The sequence below is a fragment of the Halorussus lipolyticus genome, assembly GCF_029338375.1.
In the GTDB taxonomy this organism is placed as follows: Archaea; Halobacteriota; Halobacteria; order Halobacteriales; family Haladaptataceae; genus Halorussus; species Halorussus lipolyticus.
Genome location: NZ_CP119804.1, coordinates 3,343,398 through 3,363,180 on the forward strand (window position 1 = coordinate 3,343,398; position 19,783 = coordinate 3,363,180).

General features: G+C 64.6%; 21 protein-coding genes. 7 read left to right on the forward strand and 14 right to left on the reverse strand.

The window, feature by feature from the left end; genetic code table 11:
- Positions 1 to 114: 114 nt before the first annotated feature.
- Entirely contained in the window at positions 115 to 2,262 is a 2,148-nt protein-coding gene (katG, locus tag P2T57_RS16825) for a catalase/peroxidase HPI (RefSeq protein ID WP_276300380.1), read from the reverse strand.
- Between the two features lie 328 nt (positions 2,263 to 2,590).
- On the opposite strand from katG, the gene thsA reads away from it, so the two are divergent.
- The gene (gene thsA / locus P2T57_RS16830; protein WP_276302127.1) at positions 2,591 to 4,153 is read left to right on the forward strand and encodes a thermosome subunit alpha; all 1,563 of its coding nucleotides are present in this window, start codon (positions 2,591 to 2,593) and stop codon (positions 4,151 to 4,153) included.
- Between the two features lie 33 nt (positions 4,154 to 4,186).
- Here thsA and P2T57_RS16835 read toward each other — a convergent pair whose 3' ends face one another.
- From P2T57_RS16835 to P2T57_RS16850, 4 genes are all read right to left on the reverse strand, one after another.
- Positions 4,187 to 4,993, reverse strand: a complete 807-nt coding sequence (locus tag P2T57_RS16835; RefSeq protein ID WP_276300381.1) for a pantoate kinase — start codon at positions 4,991 to 4,993, stop codon at positions 4,187 to 4,189.
- A gap of 39 nt (positions 4,994 to 5,032) precedes the next feature.
- Complete coding sequence (locus P2T57_RS20300) at positions 5,033 to 5,191, reverse strand: type II toxin-antitoxin system HicA family toxin (RefSeq protein ID WP_337250807.1); 159 nt, start codon at positions 5,189 to 5,191, stop codon at positions 5,033 to 5,035.
- Between the two features lie 88 nt (positions 5,192 to 5,279).
- On the reverse strand, positions 5,280 to 5,540 hold the full coding sequence (locus P2T57_RS16845) for a type II toxin-antitoxin system HicB family antitoxin (RefSeq protein ID WP_276300382.1): 261 nt from the start codon (positions 5,538 to 5,540) through the stop codon (positions 5,280 to 5,282).
- Between the two features lie 166 nt (positions 5,541 to 5,706).
- Positions 5,707 to 5,904 (reverse strand): hypothetical protein, encoded by a 198-nt coding sequence (locus tag P2T57_RS16850; RefSeq protein WP_276300383.1) that lies wholly within the window; start codon positions 5,902 to 5,904, stop codon positions 5,707 to 5,709.
- A gap of 137 nt (positions 5,905 to 6,041) precedes the next feature.
- On the opposite strand from P2T57_RS16850, the gene pyrF reads away from it, so the two are divergent.
- Together pyrF and P2T57_RS16860 are read left to right on the forward strand one after the other, a co-directional pair.
- Positions 6,042 to 6,845 (forward strand): orotidine-5'-phosphate decarboxylase, encoded by an 804-nt coding sequence (gene pyrF, locus P2T57_RS16855; protein ID WP_276300384.1) that lies wholly within the window; start codon positions 6,042 to 6,044, stop codon positions 6,843 to 6,845.
- A 31-nt stretch (positions 6,846 to 6,876) separates the two neighbouring features.
- Positions 6,877 to 7,152 carry a DUF7520 family protein gene (locus P2T57_RS16860; protein ID WP_276300385.1) on the forward strand — a complete coding sequence of 92 codons (276 nt, stop codon included), beginning with the start codon at positions 6,877 to 6,879 and terminating at the stop codon, positions 7,150 to 7,152.
- 15 nt (positions 7,153 to 7,167) lie between these two features.
- Here the strand turns inward: P2T57_RS16860 and P2T57_RS16865 are convergent, their stop codons facing one another.
- Together P2T57_RS16865 and P2T57_RS16870 are read right to left on the reverse strand one after the other, a co-directional pair.
- Positions 7,168 to 7,917 (reverse strand): SAM hydrolase/SAM-dependent halogenase family protein, encoded by a 750-nt coding sequence (locus P2T57_RS16865; protein ID WP_276300386.1) that lies wholly within the window; start codon positions 7,915 to 7,917, stop codon positions 7,168 to 7,170.
- A gap of 455 nt (positions 7,918 to 8,372) precedes the next feature.
- Positions 8,373 to 8,891: a nicotinamide-nucleotide adenylyltransferase gene (locus P2T57_RS16870; protein WP_276300387.1), complete on the reverse strand. Its 519-nt coding sequence runs from the start codon at positions 8,889 to 8,891 to the stop codon at positions 8,373 to 8,375.
- 171 nt (positions 8,892 to 9,062) lie between these two features.
- On the opposite strand from P2T57_RS16870, the gene lonB reads away from it, so the two are divergent.
- Together lonB and P2T57_RS16880 are read left to right on the forward strand one after the other, a co-directional pair.
- Complete coding sequence (gene lonB / locus P2T57_RS16875) at positions 9,063 to 11,075, forward strand: ATP-dependent protease LonB (RefSeq protein ID WP_276300388.1); 2,013 nt, start codon at positions 9,063 to 9,065, stop codon at positions 11,073 to 11,075.
- A gap of 142 nt (positions 11,076 to 11,217) precedes the next feature.
- A complete protein-coding gene (locus tag P2T57_RS16880; RefSeq protein ID WP_276300389.1) occupies positions 11,218 to 11,406 on the forward strand; it encodes a hypothetical protein in 189 nt (62 codons plus the stop codon).
- A 38-nt stretch (positions 11,407 to 11,444) separates the two neighbouring features.
- Here the strand turns inward: P2T57_RS16880 and P2T57_RS16885 are convergent, their stop codons facing one another.
- Both P2T57_RS16885 and P2T57_RS16890 read right to left on the reverse strand, forming a co-directional pair.
- Complete coding sequence (locus tag P2T57_RS16885; RefSeq protein ID WP_276300390.1) at positions 11,445 to 11,759, reverse strand: hypothetical protein; 315 nt, start codon at positions 11,757 to 11,759, stop codon at positions 11,445 to 11,447.
- 81 nt (positions 11,760 to 11,840) lie between these two features.
- Positions 11,841 to 12,620, reverse strand: a complete 780-nt coding sequence (locus P2T57_RS16890; protein WP_276300391.1) for an acyl-CoA synthetase family protein — start codon at positions 12,618 to 12,620, stop codon at positions 11,841 to 11,843.
- 198 nt (positions 12,621 to 12,818) lie between these two features.
- Between P2T57_RS16890 and P2T57_RS16895 the strand changes: the two genes are divergently transcribed.
- Entirely contained in the window at positions 12,819 to 13,109 is a 291-nt protein-coding gene (locus tag P2T57_RS16895; protein ID WP_276300392.1) for an Ig-like domain-containing protein, read from the forward strand.
- A gap of 23 nt (positions 13,110 to 13,132) precedes the next feature.
- On the opposite strand, the gene P2T57_RS16900 is transcribed toward P2T57_RS16895, so the two are convergent.
- The 5 genes from P2T57_RS16900 to dnaJ form a co-directional block, all read right to left on the reverse strand.
- Positions 13,133 to 15,142, reverse strand: a complete 2,010-nt coding sequence (locus P2T57_RS16900) for an AMP-binding protein (RefSeq protein ID WP_276300393.1) — start codon at positions 15,140 to 15,142, stop codon at positions 13,133 to 13,135.
- Positions 15,143 to 15,250: 108 nt separating this feature from the next.
- A complete protein-coding gene (locus P2T57_RS16905; protein WP_276300394.1) occupies positions 15,251 to 16,111 on the reverse strand; it encodes a hypothetical protein in 861 nt (286 codons plus the stop codon).
- A gap of 45 nt (positions 16,112 to 16,156) precedes the next feature.
- Positions 16,157 to 17,155, reverse strand: coding sequence for a CPBP family intramembrane glutamic endopeptidase (locus P2T57_RS16910; RefSeq protein ID WP_276300395.1), 999 nt, complete (start codon positions 17,153 to 17,155; stop codon positions 16,157 to 16,159).
- 60 nt (positions 17,156 to 17,215) lie between these two features.
- On the reverse strand, positions 17,216 to 17,533 hold the full coding sequence (locus P2T57_RS16915; protein WP_276300396.1) for a DJ-1/PfpI family protein: 318 nt from the start codon (positions 17,531 to 17,533) through the stop codon (positions 17,216 to 17,218).
- Between the two features lie 349 nt (positions 17,534 to 17,882).
- Positions 17,883 to 19,061, reverse strand: a complete 1,179-nt coding sequence (gene dnaJ, locus P2T57_RS16920) for a molecular chaperone DnaJ (protein ID WP_276300397.1) — start codon at positions 19,059 to 19,061, stop codon at positions 17,883 to 17,885.
- 180 nt (positions 19,062 to 19,241) lie between these two features.
- Between dnaJ and P2T57_RS16925 the strand changes: the two genes are divergently transcribed.
- Positions 19,242 to 19,625, forward strand: a complete 384-nt coding sequence (locus tag P2T57_RS16925; protein WP_276300398.1) for a twin-arginine translocation signal domain-containing protein — start codon at positions 19,242 to 19,244, stop codon at positions 19,623 to 19,625.
- The last annotated feature ends 158 nt before the right edge of the window (positions 19,626 to 19,783 follow it).

Sequence of the window (19,783 nt, forward strand, 5' to 3'; positions counted from 1 at the left end):
GGGCGGGACTTCAGTAGACGTTCACACTAATGCCGGTGGTCACAACCACTATTTAGGACAACAAGACAATCTTTTAAGACAACAAAATATTGCTAAAGGAAACGTAGAGGAGTCTTATTCAGCGTACTCCAAGTCGAAGCGGTCGAGCTTCATGACCTTCGACCACGTGTCCACGAAGTCCTGCACGAATTTCTCCTCGCCGTCGTCCGAGGCGTAGACCTCGGCGAGAGCGCGGAGTCGGGAGTGCGAGCCGAAGATGAGGTCCACGCGGGACCCCTTCCACTCGACTTCGCCCGTCTCACGGTCGCGGACCTCGAAGACCTCGCGGTCCTCCGAGACCGGGTCCCACTCGTAGCCCATGTCGAGGACGTTCCGGAAGAAGTCGTTGGTCAGCGTCTCCGGTTGGTCGGTGAAGACGCCGAGGTCCGAACCCTGATAGTTCGCGTCCAGCGCCCGCATGCCGCCGAGGAGCGCCGTCATCTCGCCGGGCGTCAGGTTCAGCAGTTCCGCATTGTCAACCAGCAGTTCCTCCGCCGGCTCGTCGGCCTCGTCCGAGCGGTAGTTACGGAACCCGTCCGCCGTCGGCTTGAGGGCCTCGAACGACTCCACGTCGGTCTGCTCTTGGGAGGCGTCCGTCCGACCCGGTTCGAAGGGCACTTCCACGTCGTATCCGGCGTCGGCCGCCGCCTGCTCGACGGCCGCGTTGCCGCCCAGCACGATGAGGTCGGCGAGCGAGACGCGCGTCTCGTCGGAGCGCGAGCCGTTGAACTCCTCTTGAATCCGTTCGAGGGTCTCCAGCACCGTCTCCAGCTCTGCCGGTTCGTTCACTTCCCAGCTTTTCTGGGGTTCGAGGCGGATGCGAGCGCCGTTGACGCCGCCGCGCTTGTCGCTGTCGCGGTACGTCGATGCCGCGGCCCACGCGGTCTTGACGAGTTGGGAGACCGAGAGGTCCGAGTCGATAATCTCGGCTTTGAGGTCGGCGGCCTCGTCGTCGCCGATGAGGTCGTAGTCGGCGTCGGGAACCGGGTCCTGCCACAGCATCTCCTCGTCCGGGACTTCCGGGCCGAGGAACCGCTCGGGCGGTCCCATGTCGCGGTGGGTCAGCTTGTACCATGCCTTGGCGAAGTTGATGCCGAACTCCATCGGGTTGTCTTGGAACCGCTCGATGATTTCCCGGTACTCGGGGTCGCGCTTCAGCGCGATGTCCGTCGTCAGCATCATCGGCGTCTGGGTCTCGCCCTCCTCGTGGGCGTCCGGCACAGTGTCGTGGAGGTCCTCGTCCTTGGGTTTCCACTGCCACGCGCCGCCGGGACCCTTGTGGGGTTCCCACTCGTAGTCGAGCAGGTTGTCGATGTAGCCGGTGTCCCACTCGGTGGGTGCTTGGGTCCACGGCCCCTCGATGCCGCTGGTGATGGTGTCGGAGCCTTTGCCGGTTCCGTACTCGTTCTCCCAACCGAGACCCTGCTGTTCGATGGGCGCGGCCTCGGGTTCGGGACCGAGTTTGTCACCGGAGTCGGCACCGTGGACCTTTCCGAACGTGTGTCCGCCGGCGATGAGCGCGGCGGTCTCCTCGTCGTTCATCGCCATGCGACCGAACGACTCGCGGATGTTCTCCGCCGACGCCATCGGGTCCGGATTCCCGTCCGGGCCTTCCGGGTTCACGTAGATGAGGCCCATCACGGTGGCACCGAGGCCCTCGTGGAGTTTGCCGTCGGCGTCGAAGCGTTCGGAGGCCTCCATCTCGTCTTCCGGTCCCCAGTAGGCGGCGTCGTCGGGTTCGAAGGCGTCCTCGCGGCCGCCGGCGAAGCCGAACGTCTTGGCCCCCATCGACTCGATGGCGACGTTCCCCGCCAGAATCATCAGGTCGGCCCACGAGAGCTTCTTGCCGTACTTCTGCTTGACGGGCCAGAGGAGTCGCCGGGCCTTGTCGAGGTTCGCGTTGTCGGGCCAACTGTTCAGGGGAGCGAACCGCTGAGTACCTTCGGAGGCACCGCCGCGACCGTCGCTGGTTCGGTAGGTCCCGGCGCTGTGCCACGCCATCCGGATAAAGAGCGGCCCGTAGTGGCCGTAGTCGGCGGGCCACCAGTCCTGCGAGGTCGTCATCACGTCTTCGATGTCGTCTTTCACCTCGTCGAGGTCGAGTTTCTGGAACTCCTCGGCGTAGTCGAACTCGTCGCCCATCGGGCTGACTTCCTGAGTGTTCTTATCGAGGATGTCCAAACTCAACTGGTTGGGCCACCAGTTTTTGTTCGACCGACTCATACTCGAACCTCCGCAGAAATCTCGTCGTCCTGCACGCCATACACGCCGTGCTTGTAGCTGTCTACTGACATTTGTTTAGCTCACTCGTTCGAAACGACGAACTGCTATTACAAAAAGTAGGCGGTCTTCGGCAGTCTCAAATTCTTGAAAGAGCAATATTTTTTGTTGAAGTTGGAAATGGGTGGGATGGATGTCGGTATTCGGCCGGTCTGAGGACCATCATTTGTGGTACCACTCGACACGAACTGCGAGTAAAGTTTATATAGAAGTTTAGACATCTTTTAGACGGGGAGTAACCATGGCAGACTCACACTCCGGACAGCAACGCATGGGAGGCCGACCGATGTTCGTCCTCGCGGAGGGGACCGAGCGAACGCAGGGCCGAGACGCACAGAAGTCGAACATCTCGGCCGGGAGGGCGGTCAGCGAGGCGGTACGCACCACGCTCGGGCCTCGCGGGATGGACAAGATGCTGGTCACGGACACCGGCGACGTGACCATCACCAACGACGGCGCGACCATCCTGAACACGATGGACATCGAGCATCCCGCCGCCCAGATGATTGTCGAAGTCGCTGAGGCCCAAGAGGAGGAAGTCGGCGACGGGACTACGACCGCGGCGGTGCTGGCGGGCGAACTGCTGTCGAAGGCCGAGCAACTGCTGGACGACGACGTACACCCGACGACCATCGTAGAAGGCTACGCCGAGGCCCGCGAGTTGGCCCTCGGCGCGGTCGATGACCTCGTTCTTGACGACGAACTGGACGACGAACTCCTCCGGCACGTCGCTGAGTCGAGCATGACCGGTAAGGGCACCGGCGACGTGACCACCGACAAACTCGCCGACGCGGTGGTCCGGGCGGTCCGCCACGTCGAGGGCGACGAGGGCGTCGTCCGCGACAACATCCGGGTCCACACTCAGACCGGTGGCTCCTCGTCCGCCACCGAACTCGTGGAGGGCGTCATCAGCGACGCCGAGGCGGTCCACGCCAACATGCCCACCGAGGTCGAAGACGCCACCATCGCGGTCGTAGACGAGAAGTTCGGCGTCCGCGAGACCGAAATCGACGCCGAGTACAGCGTCGAGAACGTGGACCAACTCACCGCCGCGATGGACGCCGAGGAGCGCGAACTCCGCGAATACGCCGACGCGCTCGCCGAGGCCGGTGTCGATGTGGTCTTCTCGACCGACTCCATCGACGACCGCGCCGGGGCTTTCCTCGCCGACGCGGGCCTCCTCGCCTTCGAGAGCGTCGGCGACGACGAGGCCCGCGCCATCGCCTCCGCGACCGGCGCGAGCAGGACCAGCAAGGTCGCGGACATCGAGGACGCCGACCTCGGACGCGCCGAGACGGTCCGGGTCCGGACCTTCGGCGACGACGACCTCGCGTTCGTAGAGGGCGGCGCGGCCGCCGAGGCGGTCACGATGCTGATTCGGGGCGGCACCGAACACGTCGTGGACGAACTCGAACGCGCCCTCTCGGACGCCATCGACGTGGTGACTGCCGCGCTCGACACCGGCGGCGTCGTCCCCGGCGCTGGCGCGACCGAAATCGTCTCTGCCGACCGAGTGCGCGAGGAGGCCGCCAGCGTCGAAGGTCGCAAGCAACTCGCGGTCGAGGCCTTCGCCGACGCCCTCGACGTGCTTCCGCGCACCCTCGCCGAGAACACCGGCATGGACCCCATCGACGGACTGGTGGACCTCCGCGCCGAGAACGACGACAACGAGGGCCGGGCCGGAATCATCGCCGAGGGCGAACACGGCGAGGTCGGCAATCCCGTGGAAGCGGGCGTCCTCGACCCCGCCGCAGTCAAGCGCGAGGCCTTCGAGTCGGCGACCGAAGCCGCGACGATGATTGCGCGCATCGACGACGTGATTGCGGCGGAATGATCTCGTAGCGGCCGTTCTCTCGGACTTTCCTTTTTATCGCAGTTCCGCGCCCTCGGGACACACCTCAGTCTGGTTCTCCAGCACACCCTCGACGCCGACCGCGAACACGGTTTCGCCGACCATCGCCATGCTGGCGGTCCCACCCGCCGCTTCGACCGCTTCGACCGCCTCGCGGACCTCCTCGGTCGGCAGGTCGATTGCCTGTGCGAACGCCCACGATTTCCGGGTCAGGTCCGCGAGTGCGGGGTCGTCGGGGAGCGCGTCGAGAACGGCGGTGCCTTCGCGCTGGACGCGAGCCATCAGGTCGTCGTCGGCCAAGGCGCCCTCGGTGGCGATGGAACCGAACGACGAGTACTCGATGGTCGTCTCACGCGCGAACTTCTGTGGTTCCCCACCGTCGCCGACCACGAGGCCGCCGCGATTTTGCACGAACACGTCGCCGAGACCGGTCCCGGCCTCGACTTCGGCGCGGTGGGCGACTTCGAGGAGGTCCTCGCGGGTCATCGAGAGGTCGAACTCCTCGTTGACAGCGAGGACGGTGGCGAGGGTGGCCGCCCCGCTCGCGCCGAACCCCCTGCCGATGGGGACCTCGGCGGTGAGGTCGGCGCGAACCGCCGCGTCCGGCAGGTCGAGTTTTCCGAGGGCCAACTCGACCGGTTCGAAAGCGGTCGGTTCGCCGCCGACCGTGACGAGTGGTCCGTCACGGTCGGTCTCGTCTCGGGCCTGCTGTACGTCCGCAATCATCCCGTCGGCGATGGCGACGCTCGCGCCCTTCGACTGGTCTGCCGTCTCGCCCGGCGCGAAGACGGCGGTGACGCTTCCGGGGGCGAAGGCTCTCATAAGCGTTGGTGGGAGAGCAAGGGGTTTAGTACGTGCCCTTCACCGATGCTCATCGACCCACTCGCACCAACTTTCGAAGTCTTCCGCACCGCATTGATTCGCTATTGACTGCAGTGTCCCGGTGCGTATTCGGTCGTGGAGTGGGACCGTGACGGTTCGGACTTCTCCTGTATCAGGATTCGTGTACTTCAGAATCACGTGACTGCCGCGCTGTCGGTCCTTTCGGTAGTTGAAATCGTGAGCGCGCTGATTACGTCACGCCCAGAAAAGTCGCGTGATACCACAGTTATTCATCGAACCACGGCGCGTCAGGTTCCGGCGCGTCAGGTTCCGGCGCGTCAGGTTCCGGCGCGTCCGTGTCCTCGGCCCGCGCTTCCTTCGTGAGCGCGACTGCCTCGTCCAAATTGTCGAGTGCTTTGCTCCGAGTTTCGCCTTGACTTGCGACCCCAGTCTCCTCGTCGATGGCCGACCACCATCCGTCGTCCTCCTGAACGAGGTGGATTTCCCGACGCGGATTCCCCGAATCGCGTCCCGCACGAGTTGCCATATTGATTGCACGTTCGGGTAGCAACCTCAAAAGCCTGTCCCTGCCCAAACACGGCCTTTTTTGCTAGCAGGTAATCCACCAGCCCGGAGTGCAAAATTGTAATCCTCTGCTTAAGAAGTATATTTGATTCCGGCGCGGGTTCTACGTCGAATCTCGGCCAGCAGTATCAGTTTTCGTCTCGCCGGAAGTACGCCGAGACGAGGACGCCGAGCGTAATCGTGGACAGGCCGACGTAGCTGATTTCGTCGCCGCCGGAAACGGTGGCCTCGATGGCGACGAGATAGCCGAGGCCGATGCCCATGAGGAAGACGCCGAGTTTCTCGCCGAGGAGACCAGTCGGCGAATCGTCGTTTGCTACCGACATGCTCCTGTCTCTGCACCCCGATTATAAATTTGTTATCATATTTGTGGTCGGACAAGACGCGGCGGCGGTGACGCCCGACGTTCGGGACCGCGGCCGAGTAGCAACCTTTGTATCCGCGCCCCCGGAAATCCGGGGCAATGACGACGTTCTTCGACCGACTCGCCGACCGCATCGCCGACATCGACAGCATCGTCTCGGTCGGACTCGACCCGGATACCGACCGCCTGCCCGAGGCGGTCCGGGACGCCGACCTGCCGCGCTGGGAGTTCAACCGTCGAATCATCGACGCGACCGCCGAACACGCCGCCGTCTTCAAGCCCAACGCCGCGTTCTACGAGGACTCGGAGGGCTGGAAAGCACTGGAGCAGACGGTCGAACACGCCCACGAGACGGGCGTCCCGGTCCTGCTCGACGCCAAGCGCGCCGACATCGGCAACACCTCGCGGCAGTACGCCAAGATTCTGGACTCGGTGGACGCCATCACGCTCAATCCCTTCCTCGGACAGGACGCGCTGGCCCCCTTCCTCGACCGCGAGGACGCCGGCTGTTTTCTCCTCTGTCGGACCTCGAACCCCGGCGGCGCGGACCTACAGGAGTTGGAACTCGCCAGCGGCGAACTGGTCTACGAGCGCGTCGCCGACCTCGCTAGCGACTGGAACGACAACGACAACGTGGGTCTCGTGGTCGGCGCGACCACGCCCGCAGAGCTACGCTCGGTCCGAGAGCGCGTGCCGGACCTCCCGTTCCTCGTCCCCGGCGTCGGCGCGCAGGGCGGCGACGCGGAGGCCGCGGCGACCCACGCCACGGCCGACAACGGTGCCGGACTGGTCAACTCGACCCGAGGCATCATCTTCTCGGGCGAGGAGTCCGACCTGCCCTTCGACGAGGCCGCGGGCGAGGCCGCCGCGGACCTCAAAGAGCGCCTGAACCAGTACCGATAGCCATAATCGCGGTCGGTTCTAACGTCCGGTCGTGAGTACTGACGAGCGCATCTCCAGCAGACCGATTTTCGGGGCGGGCGCGGTCATCGTCGTCCTCCTCGCGGGCGGCATCGGCGCAGTCGTGGGCGCGTCCGGCCAGAATCGAGCGGTGTCGATGGACCTGCTGGGCGTCGTCTCCTTCCAGATGACGCCGGTTTCGATGGCGGTGTTCGGGATGGCCCTGACCGCAGGGGTGCTGGCGCTGTTGTTCGGCCTCGTCAGCGTGGCCTCGCGGTACGACGACCAAACCGGAGAGCGAGCGCAGTGACCGAGGGCCGGCCCCTCACTCGATTCTGATTTCGTCACCGACCGAGACGCCGAAGGCGTCGTCTCCTCGGCCGCGGTTCACCGCGAGTTCGACGTTGCCGTGGCTTCCGACCGTGACGAGGCGTCGGTTCGGGCCGACCTCGGCGTAGGCCCGCACGACCGGCGCTGACTCGCCATTGACGGTCACTTCCTCGCGGTCGGCCAGCAGGTCGCTGGGCAAGTTGGTGACGACGTTGCCGAACCCGTCCACGACGAGGACCTCGCCGACCGCCGTGCCGTCCTCGATTGCTGGCTCGGGGAACCGGAGGTCTTGGTAGTCCTCGACTGGCGTCACGTCGTCGCGTTCGTGGAAGGACTCGACGCCCTCCTCGTGGATTTCGGCCGCAAAAGGCGCGAACACGTCTCGCCCGTGGAAAGTCGAGCTTTCGGGGTCCAGATACTCGACTTCGAAGACCTCAATGTCGTCGCCAGCGAGTGCTCTCGCTGTCGGGAGGAGGACCCCGTTGTCCGGGCCGACGAGCGCGTGGTCGCCCGCCCGAATCGCCAGCGCAGACCGGTCGGTGCCGACGCCGGGGTCCACGACGACGAGGTGGACCGCGGGCGGGAAGTACGGCAGGACCTCCCGGAGCCAGAACCCGGCGGACCGCACGTCCTGCCGGGGGAAATCGTGGGCTACGTCCACCAGTCGCGCGTCGGTCCGCTGGAGCATCACGCCCTTCATCGCGGCGGGGTAGGGCGTGCCGAAGTCTGAAGCGAGCGTTATCATTGTCGCTCATCACTTCTATTTCTGGCGTCTAAAACGCACTAGTTCGGGAGCGGTCGAGGATGTGGTGTCGGGATAAAACAACTATTTGTGGTCTAAGAATTGAATTACAATTCCTAAAAATGGCTGAACAATTCTTTGGGGTTGGCGCGCGCTGGCGCACCCCGTCAGTGGGTGCGCCGTTTCGTGCGAGGGACGAGCGAGCGAAGCGAGCGAGGAGGTTGGGGAGGTGTGAGGCCTGCGGTTGCGGCGCGGTCGGACTGAAAGGGCACGCCCGGTCGTGCTTGCATGGTCGTCTCCGGCGGCTCTATCTTCGCGGGCGGTGCGGAGAGCGAATATATCCGCCGGAGCGTCCGCGACCGGTCGTGGGCTTTCTGGGACTTCGGTACTCCGATGCCGAACTCTAATCGTATAATTCAGAGCGACCGGTCGAGAAAACGCCCCCTACCCAAAACGTGCTATTCGCCGTTCGAGTCCGAATCGCTCACGCGCTGAATCCGCTCCAGACCGCCGGTCTCCTCGACAACCTCGACCACCGCGTCCGGCACCAACCTCTCCCAGTCGTCGCCCTCTATCATCCGGTCGCGGACCTCGGTGCCCTCCAGCACGTCGCGGTTGTACATCGGCGACTGGCGCACCTCGACGCCGGCCTCCTCGAACAGTTGGATGACCAGCGGATTGTTCGAGTAGGCCACGTCGAAGTCCGGACTCATGCTCTGGACGTGGCTGACCCAGACGGAATTTCGGTCCAAGTCCTCGATTGGGACCGCGTAGGTCACGAGGTCCGAATCGACCAGCGACTTGGTTATCATCATGATTCGCTCGCCGGCGGTGAAGGGGTCGTGCTGGCTGTGAGAGTCGCCCGCACTTCCGATGCCGAGGACCAACTCGTCTACCTCCTCGGCGATGCTCTGGACCACGTTGTGGTGGCCGTTGTGGTAGGGCTGAAACCGCCCGATGTAAAATCCGCGAGTCATACTGTACCGTTGCACGGTGTGGTTTTATAAGGGTGGCGAGTTACCGCGTTTGGTAGAAACCGGGTTTTCAGCCCGTATCGCGGTGAGTTCGACGTAACCTCCTCGGGCGAATCGAGGGAGAAAGTATATCAATTCTCCAGCCCTCAATTCAGACACGTACAGGACAGTTCTATGAGTAAGGACACCGATAACGAGGCTCCGCCGCCGGAGCAGACGACCGAGCAGGGGGGCTCGGAGTTCGAAGACCTCGGCAGTGATGTCGAACCCGACATCGCGGACGACGAAGCAGTCGAGGAGGACCTGCTTGGCGGATTGGAGATCGAGACCACCGACGAGATAGAAATTCCCGATAGACTGGTGGATCAGGTCATCGGGCAGGACCACGCCCGCGACGTGGTGCAGAAGGCGGCCAAACAGCGCCGCCACGTGATGATGATCGGCACGCCCGGTACCGGGAAGTCGATGCTGGCGAAGGCGATGAGCGAACTCCTGCCGAAGGAGGACCTACAGGACGTCCTCGTCTACCACAACCCCGACGACGGCAACGAACCGAAGGTTCGGACCGTCCCCGCGGGGAAGGGCGACCAGATTATCGAGGCCCACAAAGAGGAGGCCCGCAAGCGCAACCAGATGCGCTCCTTTTTGATGTGGGTCATCATCGCCATCGTGGTCGGCTACTCGCTCCTCATCGCAACCCGGCCCCTGCTGGGCATCCTCGCGGCCGGCGTCATCTACCTCGCGTTCCGCTACGGGTCGCGGGGCAACGACGCGATGATTCCGAACCTGCTGGTCAACCACGCCGACCAGACCACCGCGCCCTTCGAGGACGCCACCGGTGCCCACGCCGGTGCCCTGCTGGGCGACGTTCGCCACGACCCCTTCCAGTCCGGCGGGATGGAGACCCCGAGCCACGACCGCGTGGAACCGGGAGCCATCCACAAGGCCAACAAGGGCGTGCTGTTCGTGGACGAAATCAACACCCTCGACATCCGGTCCCAGCAGAAGCTGATGACCGCGATTCAGGAGGGCGAGTTCTCCATCACGGGCCAGTCCGAGCGCTCCTCGGGCGCGATGGTCCAGACCGAACCCGTCCCCTGTGACTTCATCATGATTGCCGCGGGGAACATGGACGCGATGGAGAACATGCATCCGGCGCTCCGCTCCCGCATCAAGGGGTACGGATACGAGGTCTACATGGACGACACCATCGACGACACCCCGGAGATGCGCCGGAAGTACACCCGGTTCATCGCCCAAGAGGTCGAAAAAGACGGCCGCCTGCCGCACTTCAACGAGGAGGCCGTCGAGGAAATCATCCTCGAAGCACAGCGTCGGTCGGGTCGCAAGGACCACCTCACGCTCAAACTGCGTGACCTCGGCGGACTGGTTCGGGTCGCGGGCGACATCGCTCGCGCCGAGAACAAAGACCAGACCGAGCGCGAGGACGTGCTACAGGCCAAGCGCCGCAGTCGCTCCATCGAGCAACAGGTCGCCGACGACTACATCGAGCGCAGAAAGGACTACGAACTCACCGTCAATCAGGGCGAGGTCGTCGGCAGGGTCAACGGACTGGCAGTCATGGGCGAGGACTCCGGTATCGTCCTGCCCGTGATGGCCGAGGTGACGCCCTCGCAGGGTCCCGGCGAGGTCATCGCCACGGGACAACTCAAGGAGATGGCGCAAGAGGCGGTCCAGAACGTCTCGGCCATCATCAAGAAGTTCAGCGACGAGGACATCACCGAGAAGGACGTTCACATCCAGTTCGTGCAGGCCGGCCAGCAGGGCGTCGACGGTGACTCGGCGTCCATCACGGTCGCCACGGCCGTCATCAGCGCGCTGGAGGACATTCCGGTCGGGCAGGACCTCGCCATGACCGGTTCGCTGTCGGTCCGGGGCGACGTGCTTCCGGTCGGCGGCGTCACCCACAAAATCGAGGCCGCCGCGAAGGCGGGTCTCGACCGGGTTATCATCCCCGCGGCGAACGAGGACGACGTGATGATAGAAGAGGAGTACGAGGACCAAATCGAAATCATCCCCGTCTCCCACATCAGCGAAGTGCTGGAGGTCGCCCTCGAAGGCGAGGCCGAGAAGGACAGTCTCGTGGACCGCCTGAAGAACATCACCGGGTCGGCCCTCGAACGGCAGGTTGGCCGTCAGGGCACCGGTAGTCCGAGTCCCCAGTAACTCGGCGCGCTTTTCTTCGCGTTTCGACCGATTCATCTCGACCGATTCGTTCCGGCCAGTTCGTTTCGAGCGACCCGGCGGTCGGTTTCGCTGGCCGAGAACGATAGATACCTATTTTACGCTACCTGTCGTAAGGGTGAGTATGGGACTCAAAAAGAGCCTCCTGAGCGGTATCGTCGCGTTCGTGGTCGCAACGCTGGCCGTCCGCGCGGTCGGCGGCGACGGCACGAAAATCGGCCTCCTGACCGGCGGTTCGGTTGCGGTCGCCTCGATTCTCTCCGGGTCGGACGACGCGGAAATCGAGTTCGAGGACGAGATTCCCGCCGAGTAAGTCACTGTCCCCTGCGGGCAGTCGCTATTTTTTGTGCCTCAGACCTGATAGTACGGTTCTCGGGTCGCCCCGAGGAGCGCCCGGCCGACGTGCTGGACGAACCGGTGGAGCATGGCGAACACGAACATGAGGACCACCACGCCGACGCCGAAGTAGGCGGTTCGGACGGGACCCTCCAAGCCGAGGTGGACGCTCACCCAGTACATCGCCGCGCCGGTAGCGATGATGGTCGGCGCTGAGACGGCGACGACGATGGCGGCGTAGACGGCTATCAGCGCGAACTCTCGGACCGAGGCGACGAGGCGAACGAACACCCGACGGGCCACCGCTATCGATTTCTCGGTAACTGACATTCCGGCGGTAGTTCCAGTACGAGTGTAATAATAGTTCGGAGTGAACCGGGACGAAAGGAGGACGCCGGGCCGACGAGCAACCTACACGACCGTAGACACTGCGATAGTCTCGGACTCCGGTGTCTGCTCACCGGGCGAGTCGCCGGATTCGGCGACGACTGCGAAGTCACCGGCGGTCTCGTCGTCGGGGAACAGAACGGCCGCGCCCGCCACCAGCGGAGCAACGAGGCCGGCGACGACCGTTCCGGGGTCGGCGAGGGGCGCGCGGACGGCCACCTCGTCGCCGGGTTCGAGGCCCCAGTCGTCGGCGACCTCCTCTGCGGCGGTCAGGAGGTCGGCGTGGGTGAATTCGTCGCCGTCGGCCACTAGCGCGACCGTCTCGGGGTCGATGGGCGTCTCGGGGAACGAGGGGTTTTCGCTCCACACGTCGCGCTCGAAGTGGGCTATCGCGGGGTCGTCGGGCGGTCCGCCGTACCCGACGCGCTGGCACCCCGGCGGGACCTCGTAGTCGCCGATTTCGTCGTGGGGCGCGACCACGACGCGGGCGTCGAGGTCGGCGGCCTTCTCGGAGTCGCCGGTCTGGCCGGAGTCACCGGTCTCGCCGGTCGCGGGCAGGCCGAACCGGGTCCGCGCGCCCAGCAGGGCCGCCCCGAGGAGCGAGAAGACGGCCTCGGGTTCGGGGTCGTCGGCGACTGCGACGGTGGCCTCGTCGTGGACTCCTCGCCGCCGCCAGAAGTTGCCGGTCTTCCACGCCGTGGTGCAGAACCGGTGGTAGTCGTAGGTCCGGTTCTCGCGGGGGGCGACGAGTGCGGTCTCCTCCGAGCGCCGGTCGCGGGCCACGAGGTCACCGAGTGCGTTCATGGTCGGCGGTTAGGACGGTGGCGGAAAAGTGGCGTCGGTTCGACCTGCAGAAACATATATAGGGGATTTAAACAATGATATTGATTTCTTTGAGACTGTTTTTGTTGTCTCGTCCGAGCGGATACGCCCTCGGCCCGCATCGAGGAGACTCGTCCGGAGAGGACCTCCCTTTAGTCCGAAAGGTCCGTCGGCAGGTGTATGCCCCGCGTCCCCTTCTCCCGCGACGAGCGAGCGACGACCGCCCCGGCAGAGGACCCGACCAACAAGTCGAGCGAGACCGACGGCTTCGAAGTCGAGGCGGTACTCGCACCGGGAGAGACAGTCTCGCTCGACGGAGTAGCTGACGAGGACGCGCAGTATCGGTTCGTCGTGACAGTGGACGACCGCGAATCCCAGTCGTTCGAGCGACGAGGGCCGGACGACTACTGCCAGCTAGTGGTAGCAGTCGCGTCCGGCGGCGCGGTCGAAGTGCGGATGGGGTGCGCCTGACGCTCGAAAGACAGGACGCGAGACTACTCGGCGTTTTCCAGTTCGTCGAGCGCCTCGGGGTTCTCGATACTGCTCATGTCGCCGAGGTCCTCGCCGGTGTAGGTCGCTTCGATGGCCCGCCGGATGATTTTGCCCGATTGGGTCTTGGGGAACTCGTTCACGAACAGGACTTCGCGGGGCTTGAAGGGCTTGCCGAGTTCGCCCCCGACCTGCCCGCGGAGTTCCGCCCGGAGGTCGTCGGTGGCCTCGAAGCCGTCTTCGAGGATGACGTAGGCGACCACGGCCTGCCCGGTGGTGTCGTCCGGGACCCCGACCGCGGCGGCCTGATTCACGGCCTCGTGGTCGATGAGCGCGCCCTCGACCTCCGCGGGACCGACCTTCCGGCCCGCCACGTTGATGGCGTCGTCGGCCCGGCCGTGGAGGAACCAGAAGCCCTCCTCGTCCTTCTGGGCCCAGTCGCCGTGGTCCCACAGCGGCGGGTCCTCGAAGCTAGACCAGTACTCGTCCAGATACCGCTCGTCGCCCGACCAGAGGCTCTTGGTCATCGAGGGACACGAATCGCGGGCCACGAGGAAGCCGCGTTCGTGCGTGTCGGCGATGGATTCGCCTTGGGAGTCCACGATGTCGATGTCCATGCCGAGACCCGGCCCGCCGAGGGTACAGGGCTTGAGCGACTGAATCGGCATCGGCATCAGGAAACAGCCCATGATTTCGGTGCCGCCGGAGATGTTGATGATGGGTGCCTCGCTGTTGCCGACCTTCTCGTAGAACCACATCCAACTCTCGGGGTCCCACGGTTCCCCGGTCGAACCCAGCAGTCGCAGGGTCGAGAGGTCGTGTTTCTCGACGTACTCGTCGCCGTACTTCCGCAAGGCCCGAATCGCGGTCGGCGAGATGCCGAACGTCGAGATGCCGTGGCGGTCTATCATCTCCCAGAACCGGTCGGGTTCGGGGTGGTCGGGCGCTCCCTCGTACATGAAGACGGTGCCGCCGAAGGCGTGGTTGCCGATAAGCGTCCACGGTCCCATCATCCACCCGATGTCGGACACCCAGAAGAACCGGTCGCTCGGTTTGTGGTCGAAGCCGAAGTAAATCTCCTTGGCGGACTGCATCAAGGCCCCGGCGTGGGTGTGGACGATGCCCTTGGGCTTGCCGGTGGTCCCCGACGAGTACAACAGCATCGACTCGTCGCCCGACGCCATCGACTCGGTATCGAACTCGTCGGACTGGGTTTCGACCGCCTCGTCCCACGATTCGTCCCTACTCCGCCACTTCAGCGACACCTCGTCGCTTGAGATGTGGCCGAGTCGCTCGTAGACGATGGTGTGTTCGACGTGGCCCGCTTGGTCGATGGCCTCGTCGGCGGCGTCCTTCAGCAGAACCTCGTCGCCGCGTCGGTAGAACCCGTCGGCAGTGAACAGCACCTTGCACTCGGGGTCCTCGATGCGGGTCGCCGTCGCGTCCACGCCGAATCCGGAGAAGATGGGCACGACGATTGCGCCGACCTTGAACGCGCCGTAGAGGATAGAGACGACCTCCGGCACCATCGGCATGTAGAGGCCAACCGAGTCGCCGGCCTCGATGCCTCGTTCTTTGAGGGCGTTAGCCACCTTGTTCGACTGGCGGGCGAGTTCGTGGTAGGTGATTTCCCGGACCTCGCCGTCCTCGCCCTCCCAGATGGTGGCGACCTTGTTCCGGGTCTCGCTGTCGGGTTCTGCGTGGCGGTCCACGACGTTGTGCGCGATATTCAACTCGCCGCCCTCGTACCACTCCGAGAACTGGGGTCCCTCGCTGTTATCTCGAATGGTGTCGTAGTCCTCGTAGAAGTCGATGCCGAGGTACTCGACCATCTCGTCCCAGAACCACTCGACGCCGGACTCCTCGACGCCTTCCACGTCCGAAGTCGTTCGTTCGATGAGTTCGTCGTAGTCCTCGATGTCGTACTTCTGCATGAACTGGTAGACGTTCGTCGATTCCACGAACTCGTCGCTGGGTTCGTGTACAACCTCGTCCACGTCTTCGAGCGTGTCCATATATCGCAAAAATTGCGGTCCGGTGCAAAGTAACTTACCACCTTTTTCTCACTGGATGCACCGACGACTGGAGTCGCCTCGTCTCGTCGTTCGCGGAGGAGAACCGTCTTACTCCTCTCGCGGTAGAAATTCCGAGAGCGCGTCGGCGACTGCATCCGGGTCTTCGATGTCGCTGGCGTCTCGGCGAACGTCCCGCAGTCCGAACAGCGACCGGCCAGCGCGACGGACGACGACGGCATCGTCGCTCACCGAAAAACTCTCGAACTGGTCCCACGGCCGGAGGTTCTTGGAGACGCGCTGGTCCACGAGGAGTCCGGCGTCGGTGACTGCGAAGGTTCGCTCGGCGGTGAGTCCAGCCAACCCGCCGAGGAAGGGACCGACGAGATAGAACGTGTTTTCCGCGACGTGGAGGTCGGTCAGCCACGCAACCACCGGACCCGCGAAGGTGACGACGACGCCCGCTCCGAGGACGACGTAGTGAACCCGCCGGTCACGCTTCGGTGCGCGGGCACTGAACCGAACGTACTCGTCGGCCCCGTCGAGTGCGGCCTTCGCGTAGCGGTTCCGCGCCGCGACGGCGAACCCCATCCCGACGAACATTCCGGCTATCATCCCGACCATCGAGGCACCGACGCCCGCACCGCCGAGGCCGGCAGAGATGGTCAGGAACAGGACTCCGGCGTAGCCAAAGGGGGCGACGACGGCCAGCCAAATCCACCGCGAGCGTCCGAGGCGGACCGCGACCGACTTCGGGCGAGCGTACCACCCGACGAGACCCGCGAACGCGACGACCGAACCGAGAAAGCCGAAAAACGGCGCGGCGGCGTCGTCGGTCACGAACGCTGTGAGGATAGCGACGGCGGGCGCGAGCAGAGTGGCGGCGTACAGGCCCGCGACGAGGCCGAAGAAGCCGTCGGTCTCGTCACTGTCGGTAGGTGCGAACTCGTTCGGCGTCGCGCTTTCGGACATCGCTCTCGTCGGAAAACTGGGGGCGTCCGCGCAAAAGGGTTTGGCTCAGGCCCACTCGATGCCCAGTCCCTCGTGAACCACGAACTCCAGCGCGTTGACGAGGTAATGGGCGACCACCACGACCAGCAGGCTACCCGAGACGACGAACGCGGCGGCCAGCGCGAACCCCAGCAGGCCGGTGACGGCGACGCCGCCGGGTCCCTGTGCGCCGTGGCCGATGGCGAACGCGACGGTCGAGAAGACCGCCAGCACCCACGGTGAGATACCGAATCCCGCGGAGAACGCGCCGATTAGCGCGGCCCGAAAGAGGAGTTCCTCGAACCCGGCGATGACGGGCAAGACGACGCCGAGGAGAATCGCCCACCCGCCCAGCGAGTCCGGGGCCAGCGCCTCGCGCAGTCCCTCGGAGTAGTCCACGCCCACTGCGTCGGCGACTTTCGCGGAGAGTTCGTTAGCGACGTAGAGCGCGAGACCGACGCCGACACCGATTGCGACCGCCGGGAGACCGAGGTTCCACGGGTCGGCGGGACTGACCCCGAGGGCGACCAGCGGGAGGTCGGCAATCCACGCCGCGCCGACGATTGCCACGCCGAAGAGGCCCTGACTGAACGCCACGTTGGCCAACAGCGCGCCGGTCGTGAAGTCGAGTTCGGCCTCCTCGCGTGGGGCGGCCTGCGCCCGCGCTCGTCGGGCGTCGGCCTCGGCCTCGTTTTCGCCCCACGGGGTGTCGTCTCGGTCCGGCCCGTCGTCCCAGTCGCTCTCGTCGTTCCACGGGTCGTTCTCGTCGTCCAGAATCCGGCGCTCGATGCGGCCCTCGCCGGTGTCGGTGTGCTGTTCGATTCGGGCCGCGCCGGTCGCGGGAATCCGGGGCTCGCTGGCGTCCCACTCGTCGGTTCCGTCGTCGGCATCGGTCTCTACAGTAGCGTCCTCGGCTTCCTCGGGGTCTTCGAACATCGCTTCGGAGGCCCGCGCGAGGACGATGAGCAGGCCGAGGACCAGCATCGTGACGGCGGCGAACGACTCGTACTGGGGCGCTGGCGGCATCGGTACCGAGTAGGAACCCCGCGGTCAAAAAGTTCGGCTCCTCGCGGCGTCCGGCCCAGTCTACGATTCGCCGGCGAGTTCCGAGACGATGGTCTCGCAGAAGGCGTCGAGGTCGTCGGGCTTGCGACTGGTCACGAGACCGTCGTCGGTGACGACCTCCTCGTCAACCCAGTCGCCGCCCGCGTTCCGAACGTCGGTCTGAAGGCTCGGATAGGACGTGAGCGTCCGGTCGTCGGCCTCGGTGCTGAGGACTTCGACCTCGGTCCCGGCGTCGGCGACCGCTTCTCTCGACTGTGCAAACTCTACGTCCTCGGTGCCCTCTGGCGCGACGAGGACCGCGGCCGTCGTCCCGTCGAGCGGTTGCTCGGTTTCACTCATTCGGGTCGGAGTCAGAGATAGACAGGGAAAAGCCGACGGGCCAGTTGGAGGGGACTACGGATAAAGACAACAAAACAATTCCTAAAGAAACCTTTTCACGTCTTTTCTAAACGCAGAAGGTTGTCTACAACCAGACAGTCGAATTCATTCTAGCGTGCGCGGCGAGACTGCCCACCGACGGGCCAGCGATTCGACCGCGGGTGGGCGCAGTAGCATACGGCGCTCTGCGCTGTTTCACCGCGAGCGACGACCGGAGGGAGGAGCAAGCGGACCAAGGAACTGTCGAAGAAGCACCGAAGGCGCTTCTGAGGCGGTGACGCCGGTTTTGCTCTCGCAATAAAAAGGTCGTTTAGAAGGAGTTTTTAATCTTCTCGAAGAACCCCTCGTCCACGCTGACCTCCTCGCCGCCGGCCTCGGCGAACTGCTGGAGGGCCTCCTTTTGCTCGTCGTTGAGGCTGTCGGGGGTGACGACCTGCACTTTCACGTAGAGGTCGCCGTGGCCGCGCCGCCGGAGGCGCGGCATGCCCTTGTCCTTCAGGCGGAAGGTCTCGCCGCTCTGGGTGCCCGCGGGCACGTCCATCTCGACGGTCCCGTCGAAGGTCTCGATTTGCACGGTGTCGCCGAACGTGGCCTGCGGGAAGGAGATGGGTTCCTGATAGCGCAGGTCGTCGCCCTCGCGCTCGAAGTCCGGGTGGTCCTCGATTTCGACCTCGATGAGGAGGTCCCCGTTCGGCCCGCCGTTTTCGCCGGGTGCGCCCTCGCGCTCCATCTGGAGGGTCTGGCCCGACTGGATACCCGCCGGGACCTCGACCGAGAGGGTGGCCTCCTTGCGGACCGTGCCGTCGCCGTTACAGGTCGAACACGTCTCGGCGTAGATTTCGCCCTCGCCGCCACACCGACGGCAGGTCTGGGTCTGCTGGACCCGGCCGAGGGGCGTCTGCTGGACCTGCGTGACCTGCCCGCGACCGTTGCACTCCTCGCAGGTGTGCGAATCGGTGCCCGGCGGGTGGCCCTCGCCGTCGCAGTCGTCGCAGGTCTCGGGTCTGCGGACGCTGACCTGCTTCTGGACGCCCTCGTAGGCGTCTTCGAGGTCGATGGTCAGGCGCGTTCGGAGGTCTTGGCCCTTCTGCGCCCGGTTGGACCGGCGACCGCCGCTCCCGCCGCCGAAGAACTGCTCGAAGATGTCGCCCATGCCACCGCCCATGTTGCCACCGCCGCCCATGCCGCCGCCGAAGGGACCGCCGCCCATGCCGCCGGCACCGCCAGCGCCGCCGCGACCGCCGTCGAATCCGCCGCGTTTCTCGGCCTGCTCGAATCGCTCGTGGCCCATCTGGTCGTAGGCTTGGCGCTTCTCGTCGTCGGTCAGCACTTCCTTTGCCTTCTTGACCTGCTTAAACTTCTCCTCGGCGTTGGGGTCGTCGCTCACGTCGGGGTGGTACTCGGTCGCTTTCTCGCGGTAGGCGTCCTTGATTTCGTCCTCGTCGGCATCCCTGCTCACGCCGAGTACGTCGTAGAAGTCCTCGCTCATTCGTTGTCAGTCGATAAACGATGGAGTTACTTCAAGGGTGCGTTGCCGAGTCGTCCCGACCGCTGAGTAAAACGGCCTCGTTCTGCGAGACGAACCGGGAGCAATATACAGAGTAAGAGTTACTAATTTAATTAGTTTTTGCCAACAATTTCAAATGGATAGAATCCCAACAAGTGAGTGATGTCACACGAAGATGTTTCGCGGAGGGACGCACTGAAACGGATTACGGCTACTGCAAGCGCCGCAACGCTCGGGACGGCGGCCCTGTCGGGAACGGGCGCGGCCGAGTTGGCAAACGAAGTCCGAGTCGAACCGTTCAACGCGGACAGCGAGAAGGACTACCGACTCATCTTCGGACAGGCCGATAGTGTCCAGTGGGAGAAACTGGAGTCGGACGACAACTGGGAGTACCTCGATTCGGGACTGGCTCTGGACGGTACCATCGCCTCCTCGGGCGACGACGTAGACGTCATCTGGTACGACTCGGCGAACCTCGTCGTCGACGAATCTCAGACGGACTGCTGTGTCAGAGTGACGCTCAACGGAGACCAGATTTACCCGTAGCTACCGCTGAACCGCGGAGACGGGACCCCGATTCCCAAACTGAACCGGTCAGCGTGTGAACTCACCACTGACTGTTTTTTCACCTCGAAAGAAACGTCGGTCGATTTCGTCGGCGCGCGGGTTCGCGGACGACCGACCGCGAATCCACCTCGTCGCTA

What these genes read in the sequence shown, in the direction of transcription:
- katG (WP_276300380.1), bottom strand. Translation starts at nt 2,262, where the DNA reads ATGAGTCGGTCGAACAAAAACTGGTGGCCCAACCAGTTGAGTTTGGAC.
- thsA (WP_276302127.1), top strand. Translation starts at nt 2,591, where the DNA reads ATGGGAGGCCGACCGATGTTCGTCCTCGCGGAGGGGACCGAGCGAACG.
- P2T57_RS16835 (WP_276300381.1), bottom strand. Translation starts at nt 4,993, where the DNA reads ATGAGAGCCTTCGCCCCCGGAAGCGTCACCGCCGTCTTCGCGCCGGGC.
- P2T57_RS16845 (WP_276300382.1), bottom strand. Translation starts at nt 5,540, where the DNA reads ATGGCAACTCGTGCGGGACGCGATTCGGGGAATCCGCGTCGGGAAATC.
- P2T57_RS16850 (WP_276300383.1), bottom strand. Translation starts at nt 5,904, where the DNA reads ATGTCGGTAGCAAACGACGATTCGCCGACTGGTCTCCTCGGCGAGAAA.
- pyrF (WP_276300384.1), top strand. Translation starts at nt 6,042, where the DNA reads ATGACGACGTTCTTCGACCGACTCGCCGACCGCATCGCCGACATCGAC.
- P2T57_RS16865 (WP_276300386.1), bottom strand. Translation starts at nt 7,917, where the DNA reads ATGATAACGCTCGCTTCAGACTTCGGCACGCCCTACCCCGCCGCGATG.
- P2T57_RS16870 (WP_276300387.1), bottom strand. Translation starts at nt 8,891, where the DNA reads ATGACTCGCGGATTTTACATCGGGCGGTTTCAGCCCTACCACAACGGC.
- lonB (WP_276300388.1), top strand. Translation starts at nt 9,063, where the DNA reads ATGAGTAAGGACACCGATAACGAGGCTCCGCCGCCGGAGCAGACGACC.
- P2T57_RS16880 (WP_276300389.1), top strand. Translation starts at nt 11,218, where the DNA reads ATGGGACTCAAAAAGAGCCTCCTGAGCGGTATCGTCGCGTTCGTGGTC.
- P2T57_RS16885 (WP_276300390.1), bottom strand. Translation starts at nt 11,759, where the DNA reads ATGTCAGTTACCGAGAAATCGATAGCGGTGGCCCGTCGGGTGTTCGTT.
- P2T57_RS16890 (WP_276300391.1), bottom strand. Translation starts at nt 12,620, where the DNA reads ATGAACGCACTCGGTGACCTCGTGGCCCGCGACCGGCGCTCGGAGGAG.
- P2T57_RS16895 (WP_276300392.1), top strand. Translation starts at nt 12,819, where the DNA reads ATGCCCCGCGTCCCCTTCTCCCGCGACGAGCGAGCGACGACCGCCCCG.
- P2T57_RS16900 (WP_276300393.1), bottom strand. Translation starts at nt 15,142, where the DNA reads ATGGACACGCTCGAAGACGTGGACGAGGTTGTACACGAACCCAGCGAC.
- P2T57_RS16905 (WP_276300394.1), bottom strand. Translation starts at nt 16,111, where the DNA reads ATGTCCGAAAGCGCGACGCCGAACGAGTTCGCACCTACCGACAGTGAC.
- P2T57_RS16910 (WP_276300395.1), bottom strand. Translation starts at nt 17,155, where the DNA reads ATGCCGCCAGCGCCCCAGTACGAGTCGTTCGCCGCCGTCACGATGCTG.
- P2T57_RS16915 (WP_276300396.1), bottom strand. Translation starts at nt 17,533, where the DNA reads ATGAGTGAAACCGAGCAACCGCTCGACGGGACGACGGCCGCGGTCCTC.
- dnaJ (WP_276300397.1), bottom strand. Translation starts at nt 19,061, where the DNA reads ATGAGCGAGGACTTCTACGACGTACTCGGCGTGAGCAGGGATGCCGAC.
- P2T57_RS16925 (WP_276300398.1), top strand. Translation starts at nt 19,242, where the DNA reads ATGTCACACGAAGATGTTTCGCGGAGGGACGCACTGAAACGGATTACG.